This is a genomic window from Pseudomonas sp. N-137, from assembly GCF_034555295.1.
Taxonomy (GTDB): Bacteria; Pseudomonadota; Gammaproteobacteria; order Pseudomonadales; family Pseudomonadaceae; genus Aquipseudomonas; species Aquipseudomonas rhizophila.
Genome location: NZ_JAXUDQ010000006.1, coordinates 735118 through 754108, shown reverse-complemented (window position 1 = coordinate 754108; position 18991 = coordinate 735118). Strand labels below are relative to the sequence as shown.

The window sequence follows — 18991 nt, the reverse complement described above, 5'->3', positions numbered from 1 at the left end:
ATAAACAATAAAAGCCACTAGAGAAGCCTGATGAACGACTCGAATCAACCACCAGTCAAGAGTCTGCGATCTTTTGGGACATCCGATGGGCGAGTGCACCTCTACCACTCCTTGGTCGCATTGCAGGCTGAAGAATATCCGCACCTCAATCGGCTGCCGGTGGTCATAAGAATTCTGCTGGAGTCCGTTCTGCGCAATTGCGACGGCACGAAGGTGTCAGCTTCTCACGTGAAAGACTTGGCCTCATGGCAGCCACGGGAAAGCCGCGAATGCGAGATCCCTTTTGTGGTGGGCAGGGTACTGCTGCAGGACTTTACCGGCATTCCGCTACTCACCGACCTTGCCGCCATGCGAAGCCAGGCGAAAAAGCATGGCGCTGACCCCAAAGCGATAGAACCAATGGTGCCTGTGCATATGGTGGTGGATCACTCGGTACAGACCGAGTTCTCCAATGTCCCCAATGCACTGCGGCAGAATATGGAAGTGGAGTTCAAGCGTAATCGTGAGCGTTACGAGTTGATGAAGTGGGGCATGCAGGCTTTCGAGACTTTCAAAGTCATTCCTCCAGGCATCGGTATCTGCCATCAAATCAATCTTGAGTATCTGGCTCAGGGCGTGATCGTAAAAGACGGCGTGGTTTATCCGGATACGCTGGTCGGTACTGACAGCCATACCACGATGATCAACGGTATTGGCGTATTGGGTTGGGGGGTTGGCGGTATCGAGGCGGAGGCCGGCATGCTCGGTCAGCCTATCTATATGCTGATGCCCGATGTAGTCGGAGTTGAACTCAAAGGGGCACTGCAAGCGGGTGTCACAGCAACTGATGCGGTGCTCCAGATCACTCAAACGCTGCGCGCTGCAAAGGTGGTGGGCAAACTGGTCGAGTTCTTCGGCGAAGGGGCAAACTCCCTTAGCGCGACCGACCGTGCGACTATCGCCAACATGGCACCCGAGTATGGTGCCACTAGCGGTTTTTTCCCTGTCGATGAAAAGACCCTCGAGTACTACGCGCAAACTGGTCGTAGTGCTCAGCAGGTCGAGTTGATTCGAAGCTACTTCCAAGCTCAGAATTTGTTCGGTTCACCTTTGCCGGGCAGCATCGACTATTCAACGGTCATTACCATTGAGCTTGACCACATCGTCCCAAGTGTTTCCGGCCCAAAGCGTCCGCAAGATCGTGTCGACCTAGTAGCTTTGGGACGCCGATTCGATGAGGTGATGCTGCAAGATGCTAAAAGCGGTGGTTACGCGAAAACAGCTGAACAGTTGGAAGAGCAATATGTTGTTCATGCTCTGCCCGCTGGGGCCCCTGGCCCGGCTCAAGATTACGAAGTCGGGCATGGTCATGTATTGGTCGCAGCGATTACTTCCTGTACCAACACTTCGAATCCTGAACTGCTGATTGCAGCGGGTCTGCTGGCTAAAAAGGCAGTAGAAAAGGGGCTCGTTGCCAAACCGTGGGTTAAAACGTTGTTCACGCCTGGCTCACGGGTAGTGACTGCCTATCTGCAAGATGCGGGTTTGATTGAGCCACTCAGTCGGCTGGGATTTGATATTGCGGCGTATGGTTGCGGGGCGTGTGTCGGCAACATTGGCCCACTTGATGCGGCTCTAGAAAAAGTCGTCGTTGGTCAGGATCTGGTGTGCAGTGCAGTGCTTTCTGGCAACCGCAACTTCGAAGCACGGATTCACGGGAATCTGCGGGCCAACTTTCTCGCCAGTCCACCGCTCGTAGTGGCGTTTGCTTTGGCAGGAACGACGCGTTGTGACCTGACCACTGAGGCGTTGGGTCATGACGCCGAAGGCCAGCCGATAATGCTTGCCGATATTTGGCCTACAAACGACGAGATCAAGGCATTAAGCGTTAAGGCAGCCAACGCAGAACTGTATAAAAATCTCTATGCAGATCTGACGCGTGACCATGACTTGTGGAATGCAATCAAGACCACCGAAGGTGAGGTCTACGACTGGCCTGAGTCTACTTACGCAGCAGAACCAGATTTCTTTGACACCGAGCAAGCCGCTCGCCCGATCATGGGTGCGCGCGCATTGGCAATTCTTGGGGACTCCATTACCACAGATCACATTAGCCCTGCAGGGGCCATCGCTGCCGATTCCAGTGCTGGGCAATGGCTTGCGGCACGAGGTGTCGACCAGAAGGATTTCAACACCTACGGTGCCCGTCGTGGACATTTTGAAGTGATGGTTCGCGGAGCGTTTGCCAATGTTCGGCTGAAAAACTTGATGCTACCCACGCGATCCGACGGGGCAGCGGATGAAGGCCCTTTCACCCTGCTGCAACCGGCCGGTGAAAGAGCTTCTTTGTTTGATGCGTCCCGACGTTACCTCGCGAACGAAACCCCCGTGCTTATTTTCGCAGGTGAAGAATATGGTACCGGCTCCAGTCGAGACTGGGCAGCGAAAGGCACGCGACTGTTGGGTGTACGTGCTGTAATCGCCAAAAGCTTCGAGCGGATCCATCGCAGCAACCTGGCAGGTCTGGGTATCTTGCCTCTGCAATTTAAAGCCGGGGAGGACGCAGCTTCGCTCGGACTGACGGGCACGGAGTCTTTCGACATCCTGGGTGTGGAGTCCGGAGTTCAGCCAACCCAGGATGTGACGCTACGGATCCGTCGACAAGACGGTAGCCACCAGGATGTGACCTTATTAGCGCGTATTGATACCGCTATTGAGGCCACTTACTTCGCCAACGGCGGCATTCTTCCATACGTATTGTCGAGTCTACTGGAGACTACCGCTAATCCCCGGGATATCGTGCATCAAGAGGTACAAGTCTGACTAAGCGAAGGTAAAGCAGGGCTCAGTCCCCTGGACGAAATTCAACCGGCACCAACAAAAACAATAGTATCGGGAGAAACTCATGTTCACATCATTCCATCGATTCAGCCGCTTTGTGCCTATTGCAGCAGCTGTTACCGCATTCACATTCACGACATCCGTCCTGGCGCTGGATACTGTCAAGTTCATGGCCCCAGGCACGGTGGGTGGTGGTTATGACCAGACCGCGCGGATCCTGGGCAAAGCCTTGGTAGAAGCCAAAGTCGTCAAAGGCGTCACCTTCGAGAACAAAGGTGGCGCGGGCGGAACGTTGGGACTCGCACAGTTTGCCAATAGCACTAAGGGCGATCCGAATGCACTGCTCGTTGTCGGAGCAATCATGGTTACCGCCGTGGAACAGAACAAGCCGCAAATCACCTTGAAGGACGTAACACCGATTGCACGGTTGTTTACGGAGTACAACGTGCTTGCCGTGAGTGAGGACTCCCCATACAAAAACCTTGACGATTTGCTGGCTGCCTTCAAGACCAACCCATCCAGTATCAAATGGGGCGGTGGCTCCAAGGGGTCGATCGACCATATTGGCATCGCTGAATTAGCGAGCAAGATGGATGTTCCGGTGGATAAGGTGAATTACATCGCCTTCGGGGGTGGGGGCGAAGTCGTTGCGGCGACGCTGGGAGGACATGTTACGGTGATCACTGGTGGCTACGCCGAGCTTGCCAAGTATGTTCAGTCCAAGCAGTTCCGCTTGGTCGCCATCGGCGCCCCCGAGCGCATTGAAGGCATCGATGCACCGACACTGAAAGAGAAGGGGTACGACGTAACAATCGCCAATTGGCGCGGAGTTTACGGTGCTGCGAACCTCACTTCCGGGCAGCGCAAAGAAGTTACTGACGCCGTCTTGGCCGCCACCAACAGCAAAGTTTGGCAGGACAATCTTAAAGCCAACGCTTGGTCATCCAGCATTCTGACCGGGGAGGAGTTAGGCAAATTCGTCGACGATGAACACGTACGGCTGCGCGCGATGCTGGTCAAGGTTGGGCTGCTTTGATATGGCCAAGTCAAGCAGTGTAAAGCCAGAACAGCTAGCGATCGGCGCGGGCCTGATCGCCATCAGCTTAACGTTGGCAATCGGCGCGTTTCGATTTCCACCCGAAATGGGTTTTGTCATCCTGGGTGCTCACGTCTATCCCTATGCCGTATCGTTTTTTCTTGGGGCTGTGGGAGCGTTACTGAGCTACCAATCAGTTAACGGTGGACTCCGTAATTTGGGAGACAGCGAGGCGTCTGCTAAAGCAATACCCGGTGGTAAAGCAGGCGTTACTTGGGTAACGGCGGGCCTCGTGTCGATCGCCTTGCTCATTAACCTCATCGGATTCGTATTAGCAGCCGGGCTGCTATTTGCCTGTTCGGCACGAGGTTTCGGTAGCGGACGCCCGCTGTGTGATCTCGCCATCGGTATTGCCCTGACCCTACCTATTTACTGGCTGTTCGGCGCCGGGCTAGGGGTTTCCCTTCCGCCCCTTATCAACGCCTGGATCTGACCTAGGTTGAAGGAGATAACGCGGTGGAAATTCTCTTAAGCTTGGCATCGGGCTTCGCTTCGGCGCTAGATCCGATCAACTTGATGTGGGGCTTTATCGGCTGTTTGCTCGGCACCGCAATCGGCGTACTGCCTGGCATTGGACCTGCTTTGACGGTTGCTTTACTACTGCCGATTACCGCCAAGGTCGATCCAACCGGCGCTCTGATTATGTTTGCGGGAATCTATTACGGTGCTCAGTTCGGTGGTTCGACCACATCTATTTTGCTGAATACCCCAGGCGAATCATCCTCCATGGTCACGGCCCTGGAGGGCAATCTCATGGCCCGCAATGGACGTGCTGGCCCTGCACTCGCTACGGCAGCGATAGGGTCATTTGTGGCCGGCACTATCGCAACATTGCTGCTGACGTTGTTTGCACCAATCGTTGCGACACTGGCGCTCAAATTTGGCCCCGCGGAATACTTCGCGATTCTAGTCTTGTCATTCACCACGGTGTCGGCGGTACTGGGAGCGTCCATGCTGCGTGGTTTCGCGTCTCTGGGTATTGGGCTGACTATTGGATTGATTGGCTTGGACTCTACATCGGGAATAGCGCGTTACACCTTGGGTGTCCCTGAGATGGTCGATGGCATTGAAGTTGTGCTAGTGGCTGTCGGGTTATTTGCCGTAGGTGAAGCCTTGTACAGCCTTCTCTACCAAAAAGAGGAAGCGGCCGGCCGGCATAGGATGACTTCCTTGTGGATGACGCGCTCCGACTGGAAAAGATCTATTCCCGCCTGGATCCGGGGAACCGTGATTGGTTTTCCCTTCGGTTCTATTCCAGCCGGCGGCGCTGAAATCCCTACTTTTCTGTCCTATTCGGCAGAGCGAAAGCTGAGTAACTACCCGGAGGAGTTTGCAGCTAGCAAAGGTAAAGGCGCCATTGAAGGCGTCGCTGGCCCCGAAGCAGCTAACAACGCGAGCGCGACCGGTTCGTTGGTACCGCTGCTGACGCTGGGCATTCCGACTTCGGCAACGGCGGCGATTCTGTTGGCCGCGTTCCAGAACTACAACTTGCAGCCGGGGCCGATGCTTTTTCAAACTTCGGGAGATTTGGTCTGGACACTGGTTGCCTCTCTTTACATCGGGAACCTGATACTGCTCGTGCTTAACCTTCCTTTGGTGGGGCTATGGGTGAAGTTGCTACAGATCCCTCGTCCATACCTCAATGCGGGGATCCTGGTATTTGCCACCATCGGCGTGTATGGCATGCGCCACTCTTCGTTCGATTTGTTGTTGATGCTGGGGATCGGTTGGGGTGGCGTGCTCATGCGCCGATTTGATTTTCCCGTTGCTCCAGTCATCGTGGGAATGCTGCTCGGGCCGATGGCTGAAAAACAACTACGCAACGCATTGTCCATCAGTCAGGGCGATTGGATGGTGTTTGTGACGCAACCCATATCTGCGGCATTTCTGACGTTAACGATTCTGGTACTGTTGGTTCCCCACCTGCTTCATGTTCGGGGCATCAGGCTGCAAGAAGACGATTAAGCTGGATTGGGCGGGCTGTTTAATGCAGCCCACCTATTGGCAGTAGCCGGGCGAGACGGTATTGACTGTGACACCGCGGGGGCCGACTTCCCGTGCAAGGGCACGGGTAAATCCGTGATGAGTAGTTGACCTGACCCACTTGGCCTAGCTGGGCGTTGACCGAGGATATGTTAATCACCCGCCCCCAACTTCTTCCGGCCATGCCGTCGATAACGGGCAGCTCATGAAAGTTTTGAGCCGCCTGACCAATGAAGTGATGATCGAGCGCAAGCCGGGGCAGGGCTGGGAGATCAACAGTTTCCTGCATGACTCCAAGACCCACATCCAGAGTTACCGGTTTCGGATGGCGATTGAACCTGCCGCAGTGCTCGAGCCCGGCTACGTGGTGGACAAGGTTGCATTTGCCAAAGCTCGAAAGGCGCAGCAACAACTGCTCGATGGCGACATCTTCAAACTGTCGCGATCGCAGCTGTTCCAGATCGGTGCGCAGCTCCATGAACTGGTGGTGCAATGCTCGGGCAACGCATTTTTTCTTGAGGCTATCCGCAGACAAAACCAGTTGCGGCGGTTCATGGCCTATAAAGCCAGCGTGAATTGGCCTCGGTTGATCAACCAGTGCAAGGAACACATCCATCTTCTGGATCTCATCGAGAGTGGACAGCGCGAAGCCGCTGCGGATTTTCTGCGCAACCACCTCGATGTCGTCGGGCGGTAAAAACCGATAAAGAGGCCAAGGATGAGTTGGAGTACCAGCGCCGCCTTGAGCTATCGATCGTCAGCTGACGATCGGCTCTACACCGTCATCGTCGCTGCACAACAGGTCACCGTCGGCCATGGTGTGTCCGGCGAATTCAACAGGGAGTCTGATCTGCCCCTCATTGCGCTTCACCGTCTTCACGGCGAGCTGCCCAGCGCCTTGATGGCGATCGGCATATCGCGCAACGCGGCTTTGTCGTGGATGTAGCCGTAGACCAGCGCGCCGGTCCAGCCATTCTTCAGTAAGTCCTCGGCGATCACGTCTCCGAACAGCGCGTCGCGATCGCTGCTGCCATCATCGACTACCAGCACCCTGCCATGGCCGGGCAGCGTGTTGATTTGGGCAAAAAGCTTGTGGAAATTGAATATTAATGCAATAAAATGCAATCTGCGCTGGCGGCATGCTTGCCATGTCGCCTTCCTGTGTGGCTGGATTTCGATGGACTGACAGCATGAAAGCGTTCTTCTCTTCGATGAGATCGTGGTGGGCAACACCGCTCGTAGGGATCGCCGGGGCGTTGCTCGCCAGTTACCTCAACTGGCCACTGCCGTGGATCATCGGATCGATGTTGGCGGTAATCCTTGTGCGCTGCATAGGTTGGAGGGTAGGGGAAATTCCCAATGGGCGCCTGACAGGGCAGTGGATGATTGCGACCTCCATCGGTCTGCATTTCACGCCGATTGTGCTGGAGCATATCCTCGGGCATTTCATGATGATGTTGTTCGCAGCCTTCCTGACGCTGCTGCTGGCATTGCTGGGCATCGAATTCATGAGACGTAGGGGAATGGACCTGACGACGGCGTTTTTCGCTTTTATGCCGGCCAACTTCTCGGAAATGATTCAATCGGGGATCAGGCACAAGGCCAATGTCAGCCAGATCGCCGCCGCCCACAGCGTGCGCCTGGTGCTGATCGTGCTGTGCGTGCCACCGGTGATGTTTTTTTCCGCGCTAGTCTCGCCGTCGGTGGTGCATGCCCGCTTGCCCAGCGATTGGCACTGGCTGTTGCCGCTGCTGATGGGAGGGGCGCTGACGGCCATCATCTGGAAGCGGTGCAAGCTGCCCAATCCCTGGATGTTCGGTCCGATGGCCCTATGTGCCGTCACCACCGCGATGTTCAATCTGCATACCGCATTGCCCATGGAACTGAGCAACTACGGGCAGTTGATGATCGGTTGTGCCCTCGGGGGTTACTTCGACCGCCATTTCTTCAGAAATTCGCCAACCTTCCTGCTTAAGGTTTCGTTGTTCACCCTGAGCATGATTATTTGCACCTTGGCGTTAGGGCTGGTGATGGGGCAGTGGCTGGAGGTGCCGGTGATGACGCTGGCATTGGGCATGATGCCGGGTAGCAGCACGGAAATGTATCTGACGGCCGAGGCCTTGAATCTGGCCGTCGGGATCGTCACGGCGATGCAGATCATGCGGCTTGTGGTGGTGATGCTATGCGCTGAACCGGTCCATCGCTTCTGGTTGAAACGCCTGCAGCAGTCCTGAGAGAGGACATACACAGTTGCGCGTCGTTACTCAACAATCGCGGCGGATTCCGGTCGAAGTTGCAGGATCGGCGATTTTTGCGCGAACGAGCCGCTCAGGTGCTGTTTCATCAAATGCGCCGCCTCGAGGTTGTTGCCCTGTTCCACCAGTTCGATCATCTGAATGTGTTCGGCACACTGTTTGTAGAGACGTTTGCGGTCAATCATTGAGCGGTATTCGATCAGCCGCCGCATGTTGTTCAACTGTATGAGAATCATGTGGTACAGCGGGTTGCCGGAGAGCTTGATCAACTCTTCGTGGAAACGAATACCGCTTTTCAGCAGAACATCGGCCGGCAAGCTTTCAATGCCGCCGTCGAGCATGTCCTGTTGCTCTTTTTTCAGTTGTTTGAGCTTGGGCAGGTCGTGCAGGTAAGTCGGCTCCAGCAGTGCCGCCGGTTCAATCAGCGAGCGGACCTTGTAAATTTGCTCGAGGCTTTCCGGCGTTTTTGCGACATCCAGAAAGCGCCAGCCATAACCCGGCTTGGGTGCGGCCCAACCGACCTTGGCGGCTCGATTGAGAATGTCGATGACCTGGGCTTTGGTCAGGTCATAGCGGGTACGCAGAAACTGCTCGGTGACTTCACCGGGAATGGCGTTGTTCAGCCAGTCTTCGGAGAGCCGGTAGTATGCGTCTGGCTCCTCCAAAGGCACGACTTCGTCTTTTTCCTGGGAGGGATCCTGCAGCATTTGCAGAACGAAAAACCCTCGATTGGGCAACTGTTCGAGAACCGCTTGCTGTGAAAGCAATACCAGCGCCTCTCGCGCTGGAGAGCGGGAGACGTTGAACTCATCGGCGACCTTTTGCGCGCTGAGGTGGTCGCCCTCAGATAATGTACCGGTCTGAATTTTCTGACGGATCTGCGCTGCGATTCGTTGCACAAGTGCGCTTGGAGCCATGGCTGTGTTCACTTAATGGAGTGGAACAATCACGATCCGGTTGAGCCCGGACCGTGAGACCCAATAAAGCCTTTGCACTGATTCGATCAGGCTTCGAGGCAGATGACTATTTATTAGCGTGGAATTGTGCAAAAAAATGCACGGAGCAGCGTTACATCTTGAAGTGCCGGACCATTGAGTTCAGTTCAAGCGCCAGCAGGCCGAGCGAGTGAGACGCACGGGTGGTCTGCTGGGAGCCGGTTGCCGACTGCACCGACAAGTCCCGGATGTTGAGCAGGTTACGGTCTACCGATCGCGCCACATGGGCTTGCTCCTCGGTCGCGGTGGTGATCATCAGGTTGCGTTGGTTGATGTTGTCATTGGCAGCGACGATTTCTGCCAGGGCGCTTTGTGTGGACTGAGCCAACGAAAGGGTGAGCCGGGTGTTTTCCCTGCTGCTGAGCATCGTTGCAACCGCGGTATCAGTGTCGCTCTGAATGCCGCTGATCATCTCTTCGATTTCCCGGGTCGACTGCGCCGTCCGGTGGGCTAGAGCACGGACCTCATCGGCCACCACGGCAAAACCACGCCCCGCATCGCCTGCGCGCGCAGCCTCGATGGCGGCGTTCAGCGCCAGCAGGTTGGTCTGTTCGGCGATGGTCCGAATCACGTCCAGTACCTTGCCGATATTTTGGGCCTGCTCCGCCAGACCTTCGACTTGCCTGGAGCTCAGTTGCACGTCATGGGTGAGCGTCTCGATGGCGCCAAGGGTTTCGACCATGCGTTGCTGACCGCGCAACGCGATGTCCCTGGAGGCAATCGAGAGTTCTGAGGTGGACAGGGCATTGCGGGCAACCTCTTCAATTGCTGCGGTCATTTCGTTGACGGCAGTGGCCGCCTGTTCAATCTCCGTGTGCTGTTGCTGGATATCCTGGCTCGATGCTTCGGCGACCGTATTTAACTGCGCGGTGGCGCTGGTCAACTGGGTGGATGAGCCGGAAATCTGCCCCAGTGTCTTGATCAGGTTGGCCTGCATGATCACCAGTGATTCCAGCAGTCGGGTGGCTTCATCATTGCCAGTTGGTTCGATGGGTTTACTCAGATCGCCGTCGGCGATGGTTCTGGCGACGCTTACGGCATTGTTCAGTGGGGCAGTGATGCTACGCGTCAGCACCCACGCCACCAGTATCGTGCCAATGCTGACGATGATGATGCCCAGCACGACACCCCTGACAGCCCGTTGGTAGGCCTCGACTGATTGATTGGCGGCGACCTCGGCGCCTTGATTGGCGCGATCGATCAGGTCATCGAAATTCTTGGTCATCTGATCGTAGGAGTCGCGAATCGTCCTCAAAAATTCCCGAGCGCCGGTCTTGTCGCCCTGGCCGGAGAGTTTGAGCAGTTCCAGATGATTTTTTGCGTACACATCCAAGCTGTTGTTGAATGCCTTTAAGTGATTTTTCTGGGCGTCACTGTTCAGCAACTGCGCATATGTTTGCATGTGTTCGCGAACCTGCTGCAAGCGAACTGCAGTTTTTTCTTCGTAGGACTGCATGTCTTTATCACTGGTCGAAAGGATGTGCTGCATCGACCCCATCCGGTACCTGTTCAATGCCGCGTTGGCAGCACCCAAGACACGAACCTGCTGGAGCCAGTTGTCCTTGATCTGAATGGATTGATCTTGCACTTCGTCAATCTGCCGAAGGGCGAATACCCCGAGCGCGACACTGAACGCTGCGATGATTACGAACCCCAGAACCATTCGACTGGCGATTGAGAGTTGTCGTGACAGCATGTTCAGTATCCCTTTGGTGGAGTAGGGCGACCCAGGCCTTGGCTGGATGCGTGTATCTGTGCCGCCCAAAATAACATTGCATTTTAGTGTGTCAATATGACATTGTTTTTAGATCTCTAACTGACTTTAATCCCGCATTTTTGAGTTTTCTTTGGGTATAAAGGGCTTGAAGGTGCGCTTGTTCAAGTTTCCTTCTTTGGCTATTTAGACGTTAATAGGCATTCATTTAGCCGCTGAACGTAGAAGCAAGGCTTTCCCATTGCGCTATGGCCTTACGAGCCGGGATCTCTTCGTCGCAGGAGCGCAATCTGACGCGGGCGGCCCGCATCAAACATCTGGCGGTATCGGCGATCAGCAAGCGCATCAGCGAGCTGGAACTTCAGGTCGGCTCGCCGCTGTTGATACGCAATGCGTGAGGTGTGGAGCTGACGCCGGCAGGGCAGTCGATGCTGTTTTACGCCCGGCGGTTGAAGCAGACCCTGGAGCAGCTCGACAGCGAGCTGGGCGAATACGCTTTGGGGATCAAAGGCCATGTTCGAATCCACGCGATCACCTCGGCGCTGTCGCAGTTTCTGCTGGACGACGTGGCCGGCTTTGTCGCGCTCTATCCGCAAATCAAATTCGATATTGAAGAGAAGATTGGGTCAGCCGTGATCCGTGGGGTGGAGGACGGGCGTGCCGACCCTGGGCATCAAGCTCGGCACCACCACTCAGTTCACGCTCAATGCCTACAAGGCGCTCAATGCGGCCACTCTGGATTTCACCACGCAGTTCACTGTGAATGTGCCGTCGGTGGCGTTGGATGCCTTCGCCGCCACTGTCTACAGCGGTGCTTCGGAAGTGCAGGGACAAAAGACCGTTCGAAAAACTAGCTGCTGGTCGAAAAGCAATACTCCATCCAGGGTGTGGGCTGAAGTGTGGGCTGGGGCTTTTTACCAAATCACAGAAACGAAAAAGCCCCGAATAATCAGGGCTTTATCGTACAAATATGGCGGAGGCGATGGGATTCGAACTCATGGACCTGTTACAGTCGACGGTTTTCAAGACCGTTGCCTTAAACCACTCGGCCACACCTCCGTATTGCGTTGCGGGCGCCATAATACCCGAATGAAACACACTGTCAAACTCTCTACGTAGCTTGTTACAGAGCGTCTGTTATCATCCTTGCCACTGAATGTTTCAAAACCGGAGGAGTGTCGCCATGCGCGAACAGGATTACGCAGTGAACAACAGCGTGCAGGCTGAGCAGCTAGAGGTTAGCCGCGTCCTGCGCAACACTTATGGCCTGCTGGCACTCACGCTCGCTTTCAGCGGTGTGATGGCCTTCGTTGCACAACAGATGCGCGTCGGCTACCCGAACATCTTCGTGGTGCTGATCGGTTTCTACGGCCTTTTCTTCCTCACCAACAAGCTCCGCGATTCGGCCTGGGGCCTGGTTTCGGCCTTCGCCCTGACCGGCTTCATGGGCTTTCTGCTCGGCCCGATCCTCAACCGTTACCTGGGAATGCAGGGTGGCGCCGAAGTGGTCAGCTCGGCATTCGCCATGACCGCGCTGGTGTTCGGTGGTCTGTCGGCCTACGTGCTGATCTCCCGCAAGGACATGAGCTTCCTGAGCGGTTTCATCACCGCAGGCTTCTTCGTGTTGCTCGGTGCGGTAGTTGCCAGCTTCTTCTTCCAGATCAGCGGCCTGCAACTGGCAATCAGCGCCGGCTTCGTGCTGTTCTCGTCGGTCTGCATCCTGTATCAGACCAGCGCCATCATCCACGGCGGCGAGCGCAACTACATCATGGCGACCATCAGCCTGTATGTATCGATCTACAACCTGTTCGTCAGCCTGTTGCAGCTGTTCGGCCTGATGGGTCGCGACGACTGATTGCATGCGTGATATGGAAAGCCCGCTTCGGCGGGCTTTTTTTCGTCCCCGATTTTTCGTTATGGCCAATTGCCCGCAAAAAAGCCGAATCGTGATGGCGCCTTTGAATAATTGATCTACAACTATGACAAGGGATTGCATTGCCAGGGGCGGCATGAGGTAAACCGGTCAACCACCGCGCGAAATCTTCGCCACGTTCCCCCCCGATATCGTTCGCATTCGGCTATCCGAGCCAGGTCTGATTGCGCCCGTTTTTCAGGCGCCAAGGAGGTGTACGCACGTCACTGAGCGTTAACCGTGAGCCGGCGGGGGCAACGCGCCCTGGCCCAATAACAAAGGAAGCCCTGCGCATCAATCAGGAGATCGATGATTTGGCAGGCGTTGCCCCTATAAGGAGATACCGATGATTAAGTCCCACGCAAAGATCCTTGTACTCATGACCTTGGCCGGCGGGTCGTCCATGGCCAATGCCGGCACCTTCCCTGATTTCGGCTTCGCCCCTCCCAAGAGTGAATATTCCGGCCCTGCGTTCCAGCTCAGCCAGAACTATCCCACCACTGCCCCTGGCGCCGCGTCGATGCCAGCGTTCTTCAAGATTCTGCCAACAACACGCAGCAATGATTTTGAAACCTGGCGAGCCTATATGGAGGGCGTCAAGCAATACTGTCTGGAGGGCAACGCCGAGACCAACTGGAATGTGCAGAAAAACGCCGTCCGCCAGTGGTATCACATGCCCTGGCAGCATTATGGGCCGAGCGGGCGTGAAGGCATCCACGGGCTGACTCGAGAGGCGCCTATTCAACCTAAACAGCTCGCTCACACACAGTTGGAGTCCGGTCAGACTTATGCGGTGGGGATCTATAACGATATCGGTGCCTTTACCATCGGCCAGGTCTGGAAAGATCCGCAGAACCCTGACCCGAGCTTCACTTCAAAGCCCAAGAGCTTCCCCAACGGCACCGTGGTGTGTAAGGCGTTGTATGCGGACATCGATGTCAATTCGGTGCCGTCGTTGGCCAATCCCTTGCTGCTGGATGCCTACACCGCCGTCACGTTTACATCCACTGATCGCGTCGTGAAAAAAGTCGCATTGATCCAGATGGACATTGCCGTGCGTGACTCGCGTGTCAGCGAGACCGGATGGCTCTTCGGGACCTTTCAGTACAACGGCATCGATAAAAGCAAAGGCGACTGGGAAAACCTGGTGCCGGTCGGAATCATGTGGGGTAACGACCCTGAAGTGACCAGCAGCGAGTTCACCAATCCGACCCCGACAGAAACCAAAATCAACCCTGCGTTGAAGCAGACCGCAATCAATGCCAATACCAAAGAACTGCCGCCGACCCACCTGGGTTGGAACGGACGCCTCAATGGGCCGGTGGACAACCCGCAGGCTTCATGCCTGAGCTGTCACATGACCGCTGAATACCAGCAACTGGCGATCATGAACCCGACTTTCCAGGCCAACCCACCAGCGCCGGGTACTGAAGAGTGGATGAAATGGTTCCAGAACATCCCCGCCGGCCAACCCTTTACGCCGGGCACCCAAAGCACGGACTACAGCCTGCAATTGTCCGCGGCCTTGGCCAACTTCTATGACTGGAAATGTAACCACAGTGGCGTCTATGCCGATGGCAAGAATGCTTGCGAAAAAATCGTGCCGCTAAAATTGATGAAAGCAAGCAATGCGCCTCAGGATGAGGTGCAAAAAGTGCAGCGCAGTCCTGAGCTGGAAGACCTCGAGTAACATAAATCCCGGCCTCGGATGACACCGAGGCCGGGTCAGGTTCATGCCATGGGTGGCAATCGCCGCTTGACTGGAGTCTTCTTGACGATGGCGGTGTTGGTTTCTGCCAGAACATTGAGCTTGTCCAGCAAGGTGTCCAGTTGCTCCATCGAACGCACATGCAGCCGAGCGATGAAGCAGTCATCGCCAGTGACCTTGTCACATTCGGTAAATTCAGCGATGGCCTGGATCTGCCGTTCCACTTCCTGCAACTGCCCCGGTAACGGGCGAATACGCACAATCGCCTGGAGCTGGTAGCCGAAGCACTTGGGGTCCACTTCAACGGTGTACGCCCTGAGCACGCCACGCTCTTCGAGCCTTCGAAGGCGCTCGGCGACGCTGGGGGAAGACAGGCCGCTCAAGTTTGCCAGGGCCTTGAGGGAACGCCTGGAGTCTTCCATCAGAGCGCTGATGAGGATCTGGTCGATGTCGTCAGTCATTTTTCACTCCGTTAGGCCAATGCTCGAAGTTGCCTTGATAAAAAAGGTCGAAAGCCAGTTTAGCCTTTCTCGTGCCATGGAGGAGCGCCCCTTTGGCTCGGCATACTGTGCCCACTTGCTGAAGGAGGCTGAAGATGGACAAGACCTTACGTCGCGGTTCGCTGGAAATGACCGCCGCCATGTTGATTTCCGGAACCATCGGCTGGTTCGTGCTGGTTTCCGGTGTGCCGGTGCTGGACGTGGTGTTCTGGCGCTGCGTGTTCGGTGCTGCGACCTTGCTGCTGATTTGCGCCGGTTTCGGATTCTTGCGTCCGGGTCTCCTGACGCGTACCACCTTCTTGCTGGCGGTGCTCAGTGGCGTGGCGATCGTGGGCAACTGGGTGCTGCTGTTTGCTTCGTACTCCCGCGCGTCGATTGCCATCGGTACGGCGGTGTACAACGTTCAGCCGTTCATGCTGGTGGGATTGGCGGCGTTGTTGCTGGGGGAAAAAATCACCGCCCAAAAGCTGTTCTGGCTGGCGGTGTCGTTTCTCGGCATGTTGGCCATCGTCAGCGCCCACGGTGAGCAAGGGCAGGGTGGCGGCGACTATCTGACGGGTATCGCCCTGGCGTTGGGCGCTGCCTTGCTGTACGCCATTGCGGCGTTGATCATCAAGCATCTGACCGGGACACCGCCGCACTTGATCGCGCTGATCCAGGTCAGCACCGGTGTGTTGCTGTTGGCGCCCTGGGCGAACTTTTCGGCGTTGCCGCAGCAGCCCGAGGCCTGGGCTAGCCTGGTAACCCTGGGCATGGTTCATACCGGCGTGATGTATGTGTTGCTATACAGCGCGATTCAACGGCTACCCACCGCAGTGACCGGCGCATTGTCGTTCATCTATCCGATCGCGGCGATTTTCGTCGACTGGTTCGCCTTCGGTCATCGCCTCGAGTTGCTGCAGTGGCTGGGTGTGGCAGCGATCCTGCTGGCGGCCGCCGGCATGCAGCAGGGCTGGGGCATCAAGGTGCGCCGTCCAGCCCTGCCATAGCCCATCGTTCGGCGCGGGTCAGAAGATGTAGTCGGTGGTCAGGAAGTTAGAGTCCCGCCCGCGGATGATGTCGCTGATCAGCGCCTTGTTGCTGTCCTGGAACTTGGTCGCCACCAGCGTGCGGATCGAAAAGGTGCGCAGCGCATCGTGGACCGACAACGTGCCCTCGGCCGAGTTTTTCCGGCCGTTGAATGGGAACGTGTCCGGGCCACGCTGACATTGGGCGTTGATGTTGATGCGTCCGACCTGGTTGGCGAAGATGTCCACCAGTTTGCCGACTTCGGCCGGGTTGTTGCCGAAGATGCTCAACTGTTGGCCGAAATCGGACTCGAGCACGTAATCGACCACGGTATTGAGGTCCCGGTACGGCACGATGGGGACGACCGGGCCAAACTGTTCTTCGTGGTAGACCCGCATTGCAGTGTTCACCGGATAGAGCACGGCCGGATAGAAGAACGAACCGCGGGATTCGCCACCGTGTTCATTCGTCACCTGCGCACCTTTGGCGGCGGCATCGGCCACCAGCGCCTGCAGATAATCGACCTTGCCCGCTTCGGGCAACGGTGTCAGTGCCACGCCATCTTCCCACGGCATGCCAGGTTTCAGGGCGGCCAGCCCGGCGTTGAATTTCTCGATGAATGCCGGTGCCAGGTCTTCGTGGACAAACAGGATCTTCAATGCCGTGCAGCGCTGGCCATTGAAAGACAGCGAGCCGGTCAGCGCCTCGCTGACGGCGTTGTCCAGATCCACATCCGGCAGCACCAGGCCCGGGTTCTTTGCGTCCAGGCCCAGGGCGGCACGCAAACGGTGCGGGCGCGGATGGAGTTTTTTCAGATCGCTTGCAGCTTTGTTGGTGCCGATGAAGGCAAAGATGTCGATCTTGCCGCTGGCCATCAGCGCGCTGACGGTTTCCCGGCCACTGCCGTAGATCACATTGATCACACCAGCCGGGAAGCTGTCGCGAAATGCCTCCAGCAGCGGCCGCACCAGCAGTACGCCGAGCTTGGCCGGCTTGAACACCACGGTATTGCCCATGATCAATGCCGGAATCAACGTGGTGAAGGTTTCGTTCAGCGGATAGTTGTAGGGGCCCATGCACAAGGCCACGCCCAGCGGCACGCGGCGGATCTGTCCGAGCGTATCCTGTTCCAGCTCGAAACGGCTGGAGCGGCGGTCCAGTTCCTTGAGGGCGTTGATGGTGTCAACGATGTAATCGCAGGTGCGGTCGAATTCTTTTTGGGAGTCCTTGAGATTCTTGCCGATTTCCCACATCAGCAACTTGACCACCGCCTCGCGTTGTTCGCGCATGCGCGCCAGGAACGCCTCCACATGGCGGATGCGTTCTGCAACGCGCATCGTTGGCCACTGGCCCTGGCCGCGGTCATACGCGCGGACGGCCGCGTCCAGGGCGGTGAGCGCGGTCTGTGCATCCAGCAGCGGCGTGCTGCCCAGTATCACTTGTTCGTCCCCCTGCGGGCCTGCCAGGTACACCGGGCTGCGAACAACTGCCAGCGGCCCTTGCCAGGTTTGCAGCACGCCATCGATCAGGTATTCGCGCTGCTCGATCTGTCCCTCGAGGCGGTAGGCCTGCGGAATATCGGCAGCGCTGGGAAACAGGTTGGCGAAGAGGTTGGCTTGGGTCATGTCGTTACTCCATCAATGAAATGAGCCATGGGCTGACGGCTTTCAGGCGTAAATCGCTTTTAGGGTTATACGCCCAAATGGCGGTGCGTTTTAAGTGCCGGGGGGCGAGGGACAGGATTTTATCGGCGTCAGGCAGGTGTGGAGGCGGGCAGGCTGGACTCATTGTCGGTTGGCATGGCGAGTCGCCAACACATGGCTGCGACCCGCCCTGAAGCGCTGGTTTACCAACGCATCCGTACCCCCAGGCTGCCGATCAGCCCGTTGAGGTCGTTGTCGTCGACGTCGCTGCTGTAGTCAGCGCTGATGTAGAGGCTCACCACCGGTGTAACCCGCGCCACCAACCCCAGCCCTACCTCGACGGTGGAAGATTTGCGGCTGCTGCTGATCTTGTCGACTTTGTCCAGGGTCAAGGTGTCGGCACTCTGGACCGTGTGCCAAAGGTTGGTGCGCACGTAGGGTTCCACGCCCAGGCCGTTGACCTGATACGTCCCTTTGAGGCGTGCCCCGACGCGCCCGCTCCAGGTGCTCAGTTCGTTGCCGGAGCCGTTCTCGGCATTGGGGTTGTCAAGGGTGATGCGCTGGTTGATCAGTTGCGCCTGGGGTTCGACCACCCAATGGTCGCTGATACCGATGGGAAAACCGCCTTCGACCGACAACGTGACGGCATTGCCTTCAGCGGCCTGACGCTGGCCTTGCTCGGTGCGGCTGTAACCGTTGACGCGCCCGCCGCTGGCACTCAGATCCACATGCCAGCCTGCCGGACCGGTCAGGCTCCAGTACGCGCCCAGATGGGTGCCTTGCAGGTTCAGTGCTTCTTTGCCGGGCTCGGCCATGGCCGGTGTCACCAGCGTGCCATTGACGCGGGTGATGACCTGGTTCTGTCCACTGATCAGGCCCACGCGTTGGGTATGGCCGCTGTCGTTTCGCAAGGTGAAGAGGGCGGGACTCTTGCTGGAGGTGGGGTCAGTGTCAGTGGAGGCGGCGCCCTGGCTGTCGGACTGTGTTCGGTCATACCAGGGTTGCGACGTCTGCTCGGCGGGCCAGGCCCATACCTCCATGGACGAACACAGTAACAACGAAGTCGAGATTGTGTAGAAAGTGGTAGTGATCTCTTGTGGACGGAGGGAAGTTTTCATGGGGGCCTGCCTTGCAATCGCATGCGTTTCTCGCTTATGGCGTCTCTCCTACCCCGAACGAGGGGCGACCGAATGGATTGAGGCAAACCTCGGGCCGTCCGCTGTAGCGGGGTTCCGAGGCTTGCCCCTGACTGTATTTCCGGGGGTAGTACGTTGTAGTCAAGAAGACCGGTGCCGTCGCGTCAAGAAAATGAACGATGAATGGCAAACTGAAATCAGTGCCAATAAATAACTGATTT

Annotated in this window: 17 protein-coding genes, 1 tRNA gene and 3 pseudogenes; 11 read left to right on the top strand and 10 right to left on the bottom strand. The window is 56.8% G+C overall.

Annotated features, from left to right (window positions below; all coding sequences use genetic code 11):
- Positions 1–30: 30 nt before the first annotated feature.
- The 4 genes from acnA (at position 31) to T3A99_RS05590 (ending at position 5881) form a co-directional block, all read left to right on the top strand.
- Positions 31–2802 carry an aconitate hydratase AcnA gene (gene acnA, locus T3A99_RS05605; RefSeq protein ID WP_322834039.1) on the top strand — a complete coding sequence of 924 codons (2772 nt, stop codon included), beginning with the start codon at positions 31–33 and terminating at the stop codon, positions 2800–2802.
- 82 nt (positions 2803–2884) lie between these two features.
- Positions 2885–3856 (top strand): tripartite tricarboxylate transporter substrate binding protein, encoded by a 972-nt coding sequence (locus tag T3A99_RS05600; protein ID WP_322834038.1) that lies wholly within the window; start codon positions 2885–2887, stop codon positions 3854–3856.
- A 1-nt stretch (position 3857) separates the two neighbouring features.
- On the top strand, positions 3858–4349 hold the full coding sequence (locus tag T3A99_RS05595; protein ID WP_322834037.1) for a tripartite tricarboxylate transporter TctB family protein: 492 nt from the start codon (positions 3858–3860) through the stop codon (positions 4347–4349).
- Between the two features lie 23 nt (positions 4350–4372).
- The gene (locus tag T3A99_RS05590; protein WP_322834036.1) at positions 4373–5881 is read left to right on the top strand and encodes a tripartite tricarboxylate transporter permease; all 1509 of its coding nucleotides are present in this window, start codon (positions 4373–4375) and stop codon (positions 5879–5881) included.
- 42 nt (positions 5882–5923) lie between these two features.
- On the opposite strand, the pseudogene T3A99_RS05585 reads toward T3A99_RS05590, so the two are convergent.
- Positions 5924–6095 (bottom strand): annotated as a pseudogene (locus tag T3A99_RS05585) (SDR family NAD(P)-dependent oxidoreductase); the annotation flags it as partial.
- On the opposite strand from T3A99_RS05585, the pseudogene T3A99_RS05580 reads away from it, so the two are divergent.
- Positions 6081–6596, top strand: a pseudogene (locus T3A99_RS05580) (FCD domain-containing protein); the annotation flags it as partial. The pseudogenes T3A99_RS05585 and T3A99_RS05580 overlap by 15 nt on opposite strands.
- A 60-nt stretch (positions 6597–6656) precedes the next feature.
- Here the strand turns inward: T3A99_RS05580 and T3A99_RS05575 are convergent.
- Together T3A99_RS05575 and T3A99_RS05570 are read right to left on the bottom strand one after the other, a co-directional pair.
- The gene (locus T3A99_RS05575; RefSeq protein ID WP_322834035.1) at positions 6657–6779 is read right to left on the bottom strand and encodes a hypothetical protein; all 123 of its coding nucleotides are present in this window, start codon (positions 6777–6779) and stop codon (positions 6657–6659) included.
- On the bottom strand, positions 6776–7024 hold the full coding sequence (locus T3A99_RS05570) for a hypothetical protein (protein ID WP_322834034.1): 249 nt from the start codon (positions 7022–7024) through the stop codon (positions 6776–6778). Before T3A99_RS05570 ends, T3A99_RS05575 begins: the two co-directional genes overlap by 4 nt.
- Before the next feature lie 65 nt (positions 7025–7089).
- Here T3A99_RS05570 and T3A99_RS05565 point away from each other — a divergent pair, with 65 nt between their 5' ends.
- Complete coding sequence (locus tag T3A99_RS05565; RefSeq protein ID WP_322834033.1) at positions 7090–8133, top strand: AbrB family transcriptional regulator; 1044 nt, start codon at positions 7090–7092, stop codon at positions 8131–8133.
- 26 nt (positions 8134–8159) lie between these two features.
- Here the strand turns inward: T3A99_RS05565 and T3A99_RS05560 are convergent, their stop codons facing one another.
- From T3A99_RS05560 to T3A99_RS27820, 3 genes and pseudogenes are all read right to left on the bottom strand, one after another.
- On the bottom strand, positions 8160–9071 hold the full coding sequence (locus T3A99_RS05560; protein ID WP_322834032.1) for a GntR family transcriptional regulator: 912 nt from the start codon (positions 9069–9071) through the stop codon (positions 8160–8162).
- Between the two features lie 151 nt (positions 9072–9222).
- Positions 9223–10086: a methyl-accepting chemotaxis protein gene (locus T3A99_RS27825; protein ID WP_416221545.1), complete on the bottom strand. Its 864-nt coding sequence runs from the start codon at positions 10084–10086 to the stop codon at positions 9223–9225.
- Positions 10084–10845, bottom strand: a pseudogene (locus tag T3A99_RS27820) (MCP four helix bundle domain-containing protein); the annotation flags it as partial. The gene T3A99_RS27825 and the pseudogene T3A99_RS27820, both read right to left, overlap by 3 nt.
- 266 nt (positions 10846–11111) lie before the next feature.
- On the opposite strand from T3A99_RS27820, the gene T3A99_RS05550 reads away from it, so the two are divergent.
- Together T3A99_RS05550 and T3A99_RS05545 are read left to right on the top strand one after the other, a co-directional pair.
- A complete protein-coding gene (locus T3A99_RS05550) occupies positions 11112–11261 on the top strand; it encodes a LysR family transcriptional regulator (RefSeq protein ID WP_322834030.1) in 150 nt (49 codons plus the stop codon).
- Between the two features lie 30 nt (positions 11262–11291).
- Positions 11292–11717, top strand: coding sequence for a hypothetical protein (locus T3A99_RS05545; protein WP_322834029.1), 426 nt, complete (start codon positions 11292–11294; stop codon positions 11715–11717).
- Between the two features lie 117 nt (positions 11718–11834).
- Here the strand turns inward: T3A99_RS05545 and T3A99_RS05540 are convergent.
- A tRNA-Ser gene (locus T3A99_RS05540) sits at positions 11835–11922 on the bottom strand.
- A 124-nt stretch (positions 11923–12046) separates the two neighbouring features.
- Here T3A99_RS05540 and T3A99_RS05535 point away from each other — a divergent pair.
- Both T3A99_RS05535 and T3A99_RS05530 read left to right on the top strand, forming a co-directional pair.
- Positions 12047–12718: a Bax inhibitor-1/YccA family protein gene (locus tag T3A99_RS05535; RefSeq protein WP_039588756.1), complete on the top strand. Its 672-nt coding sequence runs from the start codon at positions 12047–12049 to the stop codon at positions 12716–12718.
- Positions 12719–13121: 403 nt separating this feature from the next.
- On the top strand, positions 13122–14465 hold the full coding sequence (locus T3A99_RS05530) for a hypothetical protein (protein WP_047226584.1): 1344 nt from the start codon (positions 13122–13124) through the stop codon (positions 14463–14465).
- A 41-nt stretch (positions 14466–14506) separates the two neighbouring features.
- Here T3A99_RS05530 and T3A99_RS05525 read toward each other — a convergent pair whose 3' ends face one another.
- Positions 14507–14944, bottom strand: coding sequence for an Lrp/AsnC family transcriptional regulator (locus T3A99_RS05525; RefSeq protein WP_047226583.1), 438 nt, complete (start codon positions 14942–14944; stop codon positions 14507–14509).
- A gap of 134 nt (positions 14945–15078) precedes the next feature.
- On the opposite strand from T3A99_RS05525, the gene T3A99_RS05520 reads away from it, so the two are divergent.
- The gene (locus T3A99_RS05520; RefSeq protein WP_107322532.1) at positions 15079–15972 is read left to right on the top strand and encodes a DMT family transporter; all 894 of its coding nucleotides are present in this window, start codon (positions 15079–15081) and stop codon (positions 15970–15972) included.
- Between the two features lie 18 nt (positions 15973–15990).
- Here T3A99_RS05520 and T3A99_RS05515 read toward each other — a convergent pair whose 3' ends face one another.
- Positions 15991–17616 (bottom strand): NADP-dependent glyceraldehyde-3-phosphate dehydrogenase, encoded by a 1626-nt coding sequence (locus T3A99_RS05515; protein ID WP_047226581.1) that lies wholly within the window; start codon positions 17614–17616, stop codon positions 15991–15993.
- 221 nt (positions 17617–17837) lie between these two features.
- On the bottom strand, positions 17838–18752 hold the full coding sequence (locus T3A99_RS05510; protein WP_160892616.1) for an autotransporter outer membrane beta-barrel domain-containing protein: 915 nt from the start codon (positions 18750–18752) through the stop codon (positions 17838–17840).
- Positions 18753–18991: the final 239 nt, after the last annotated feature.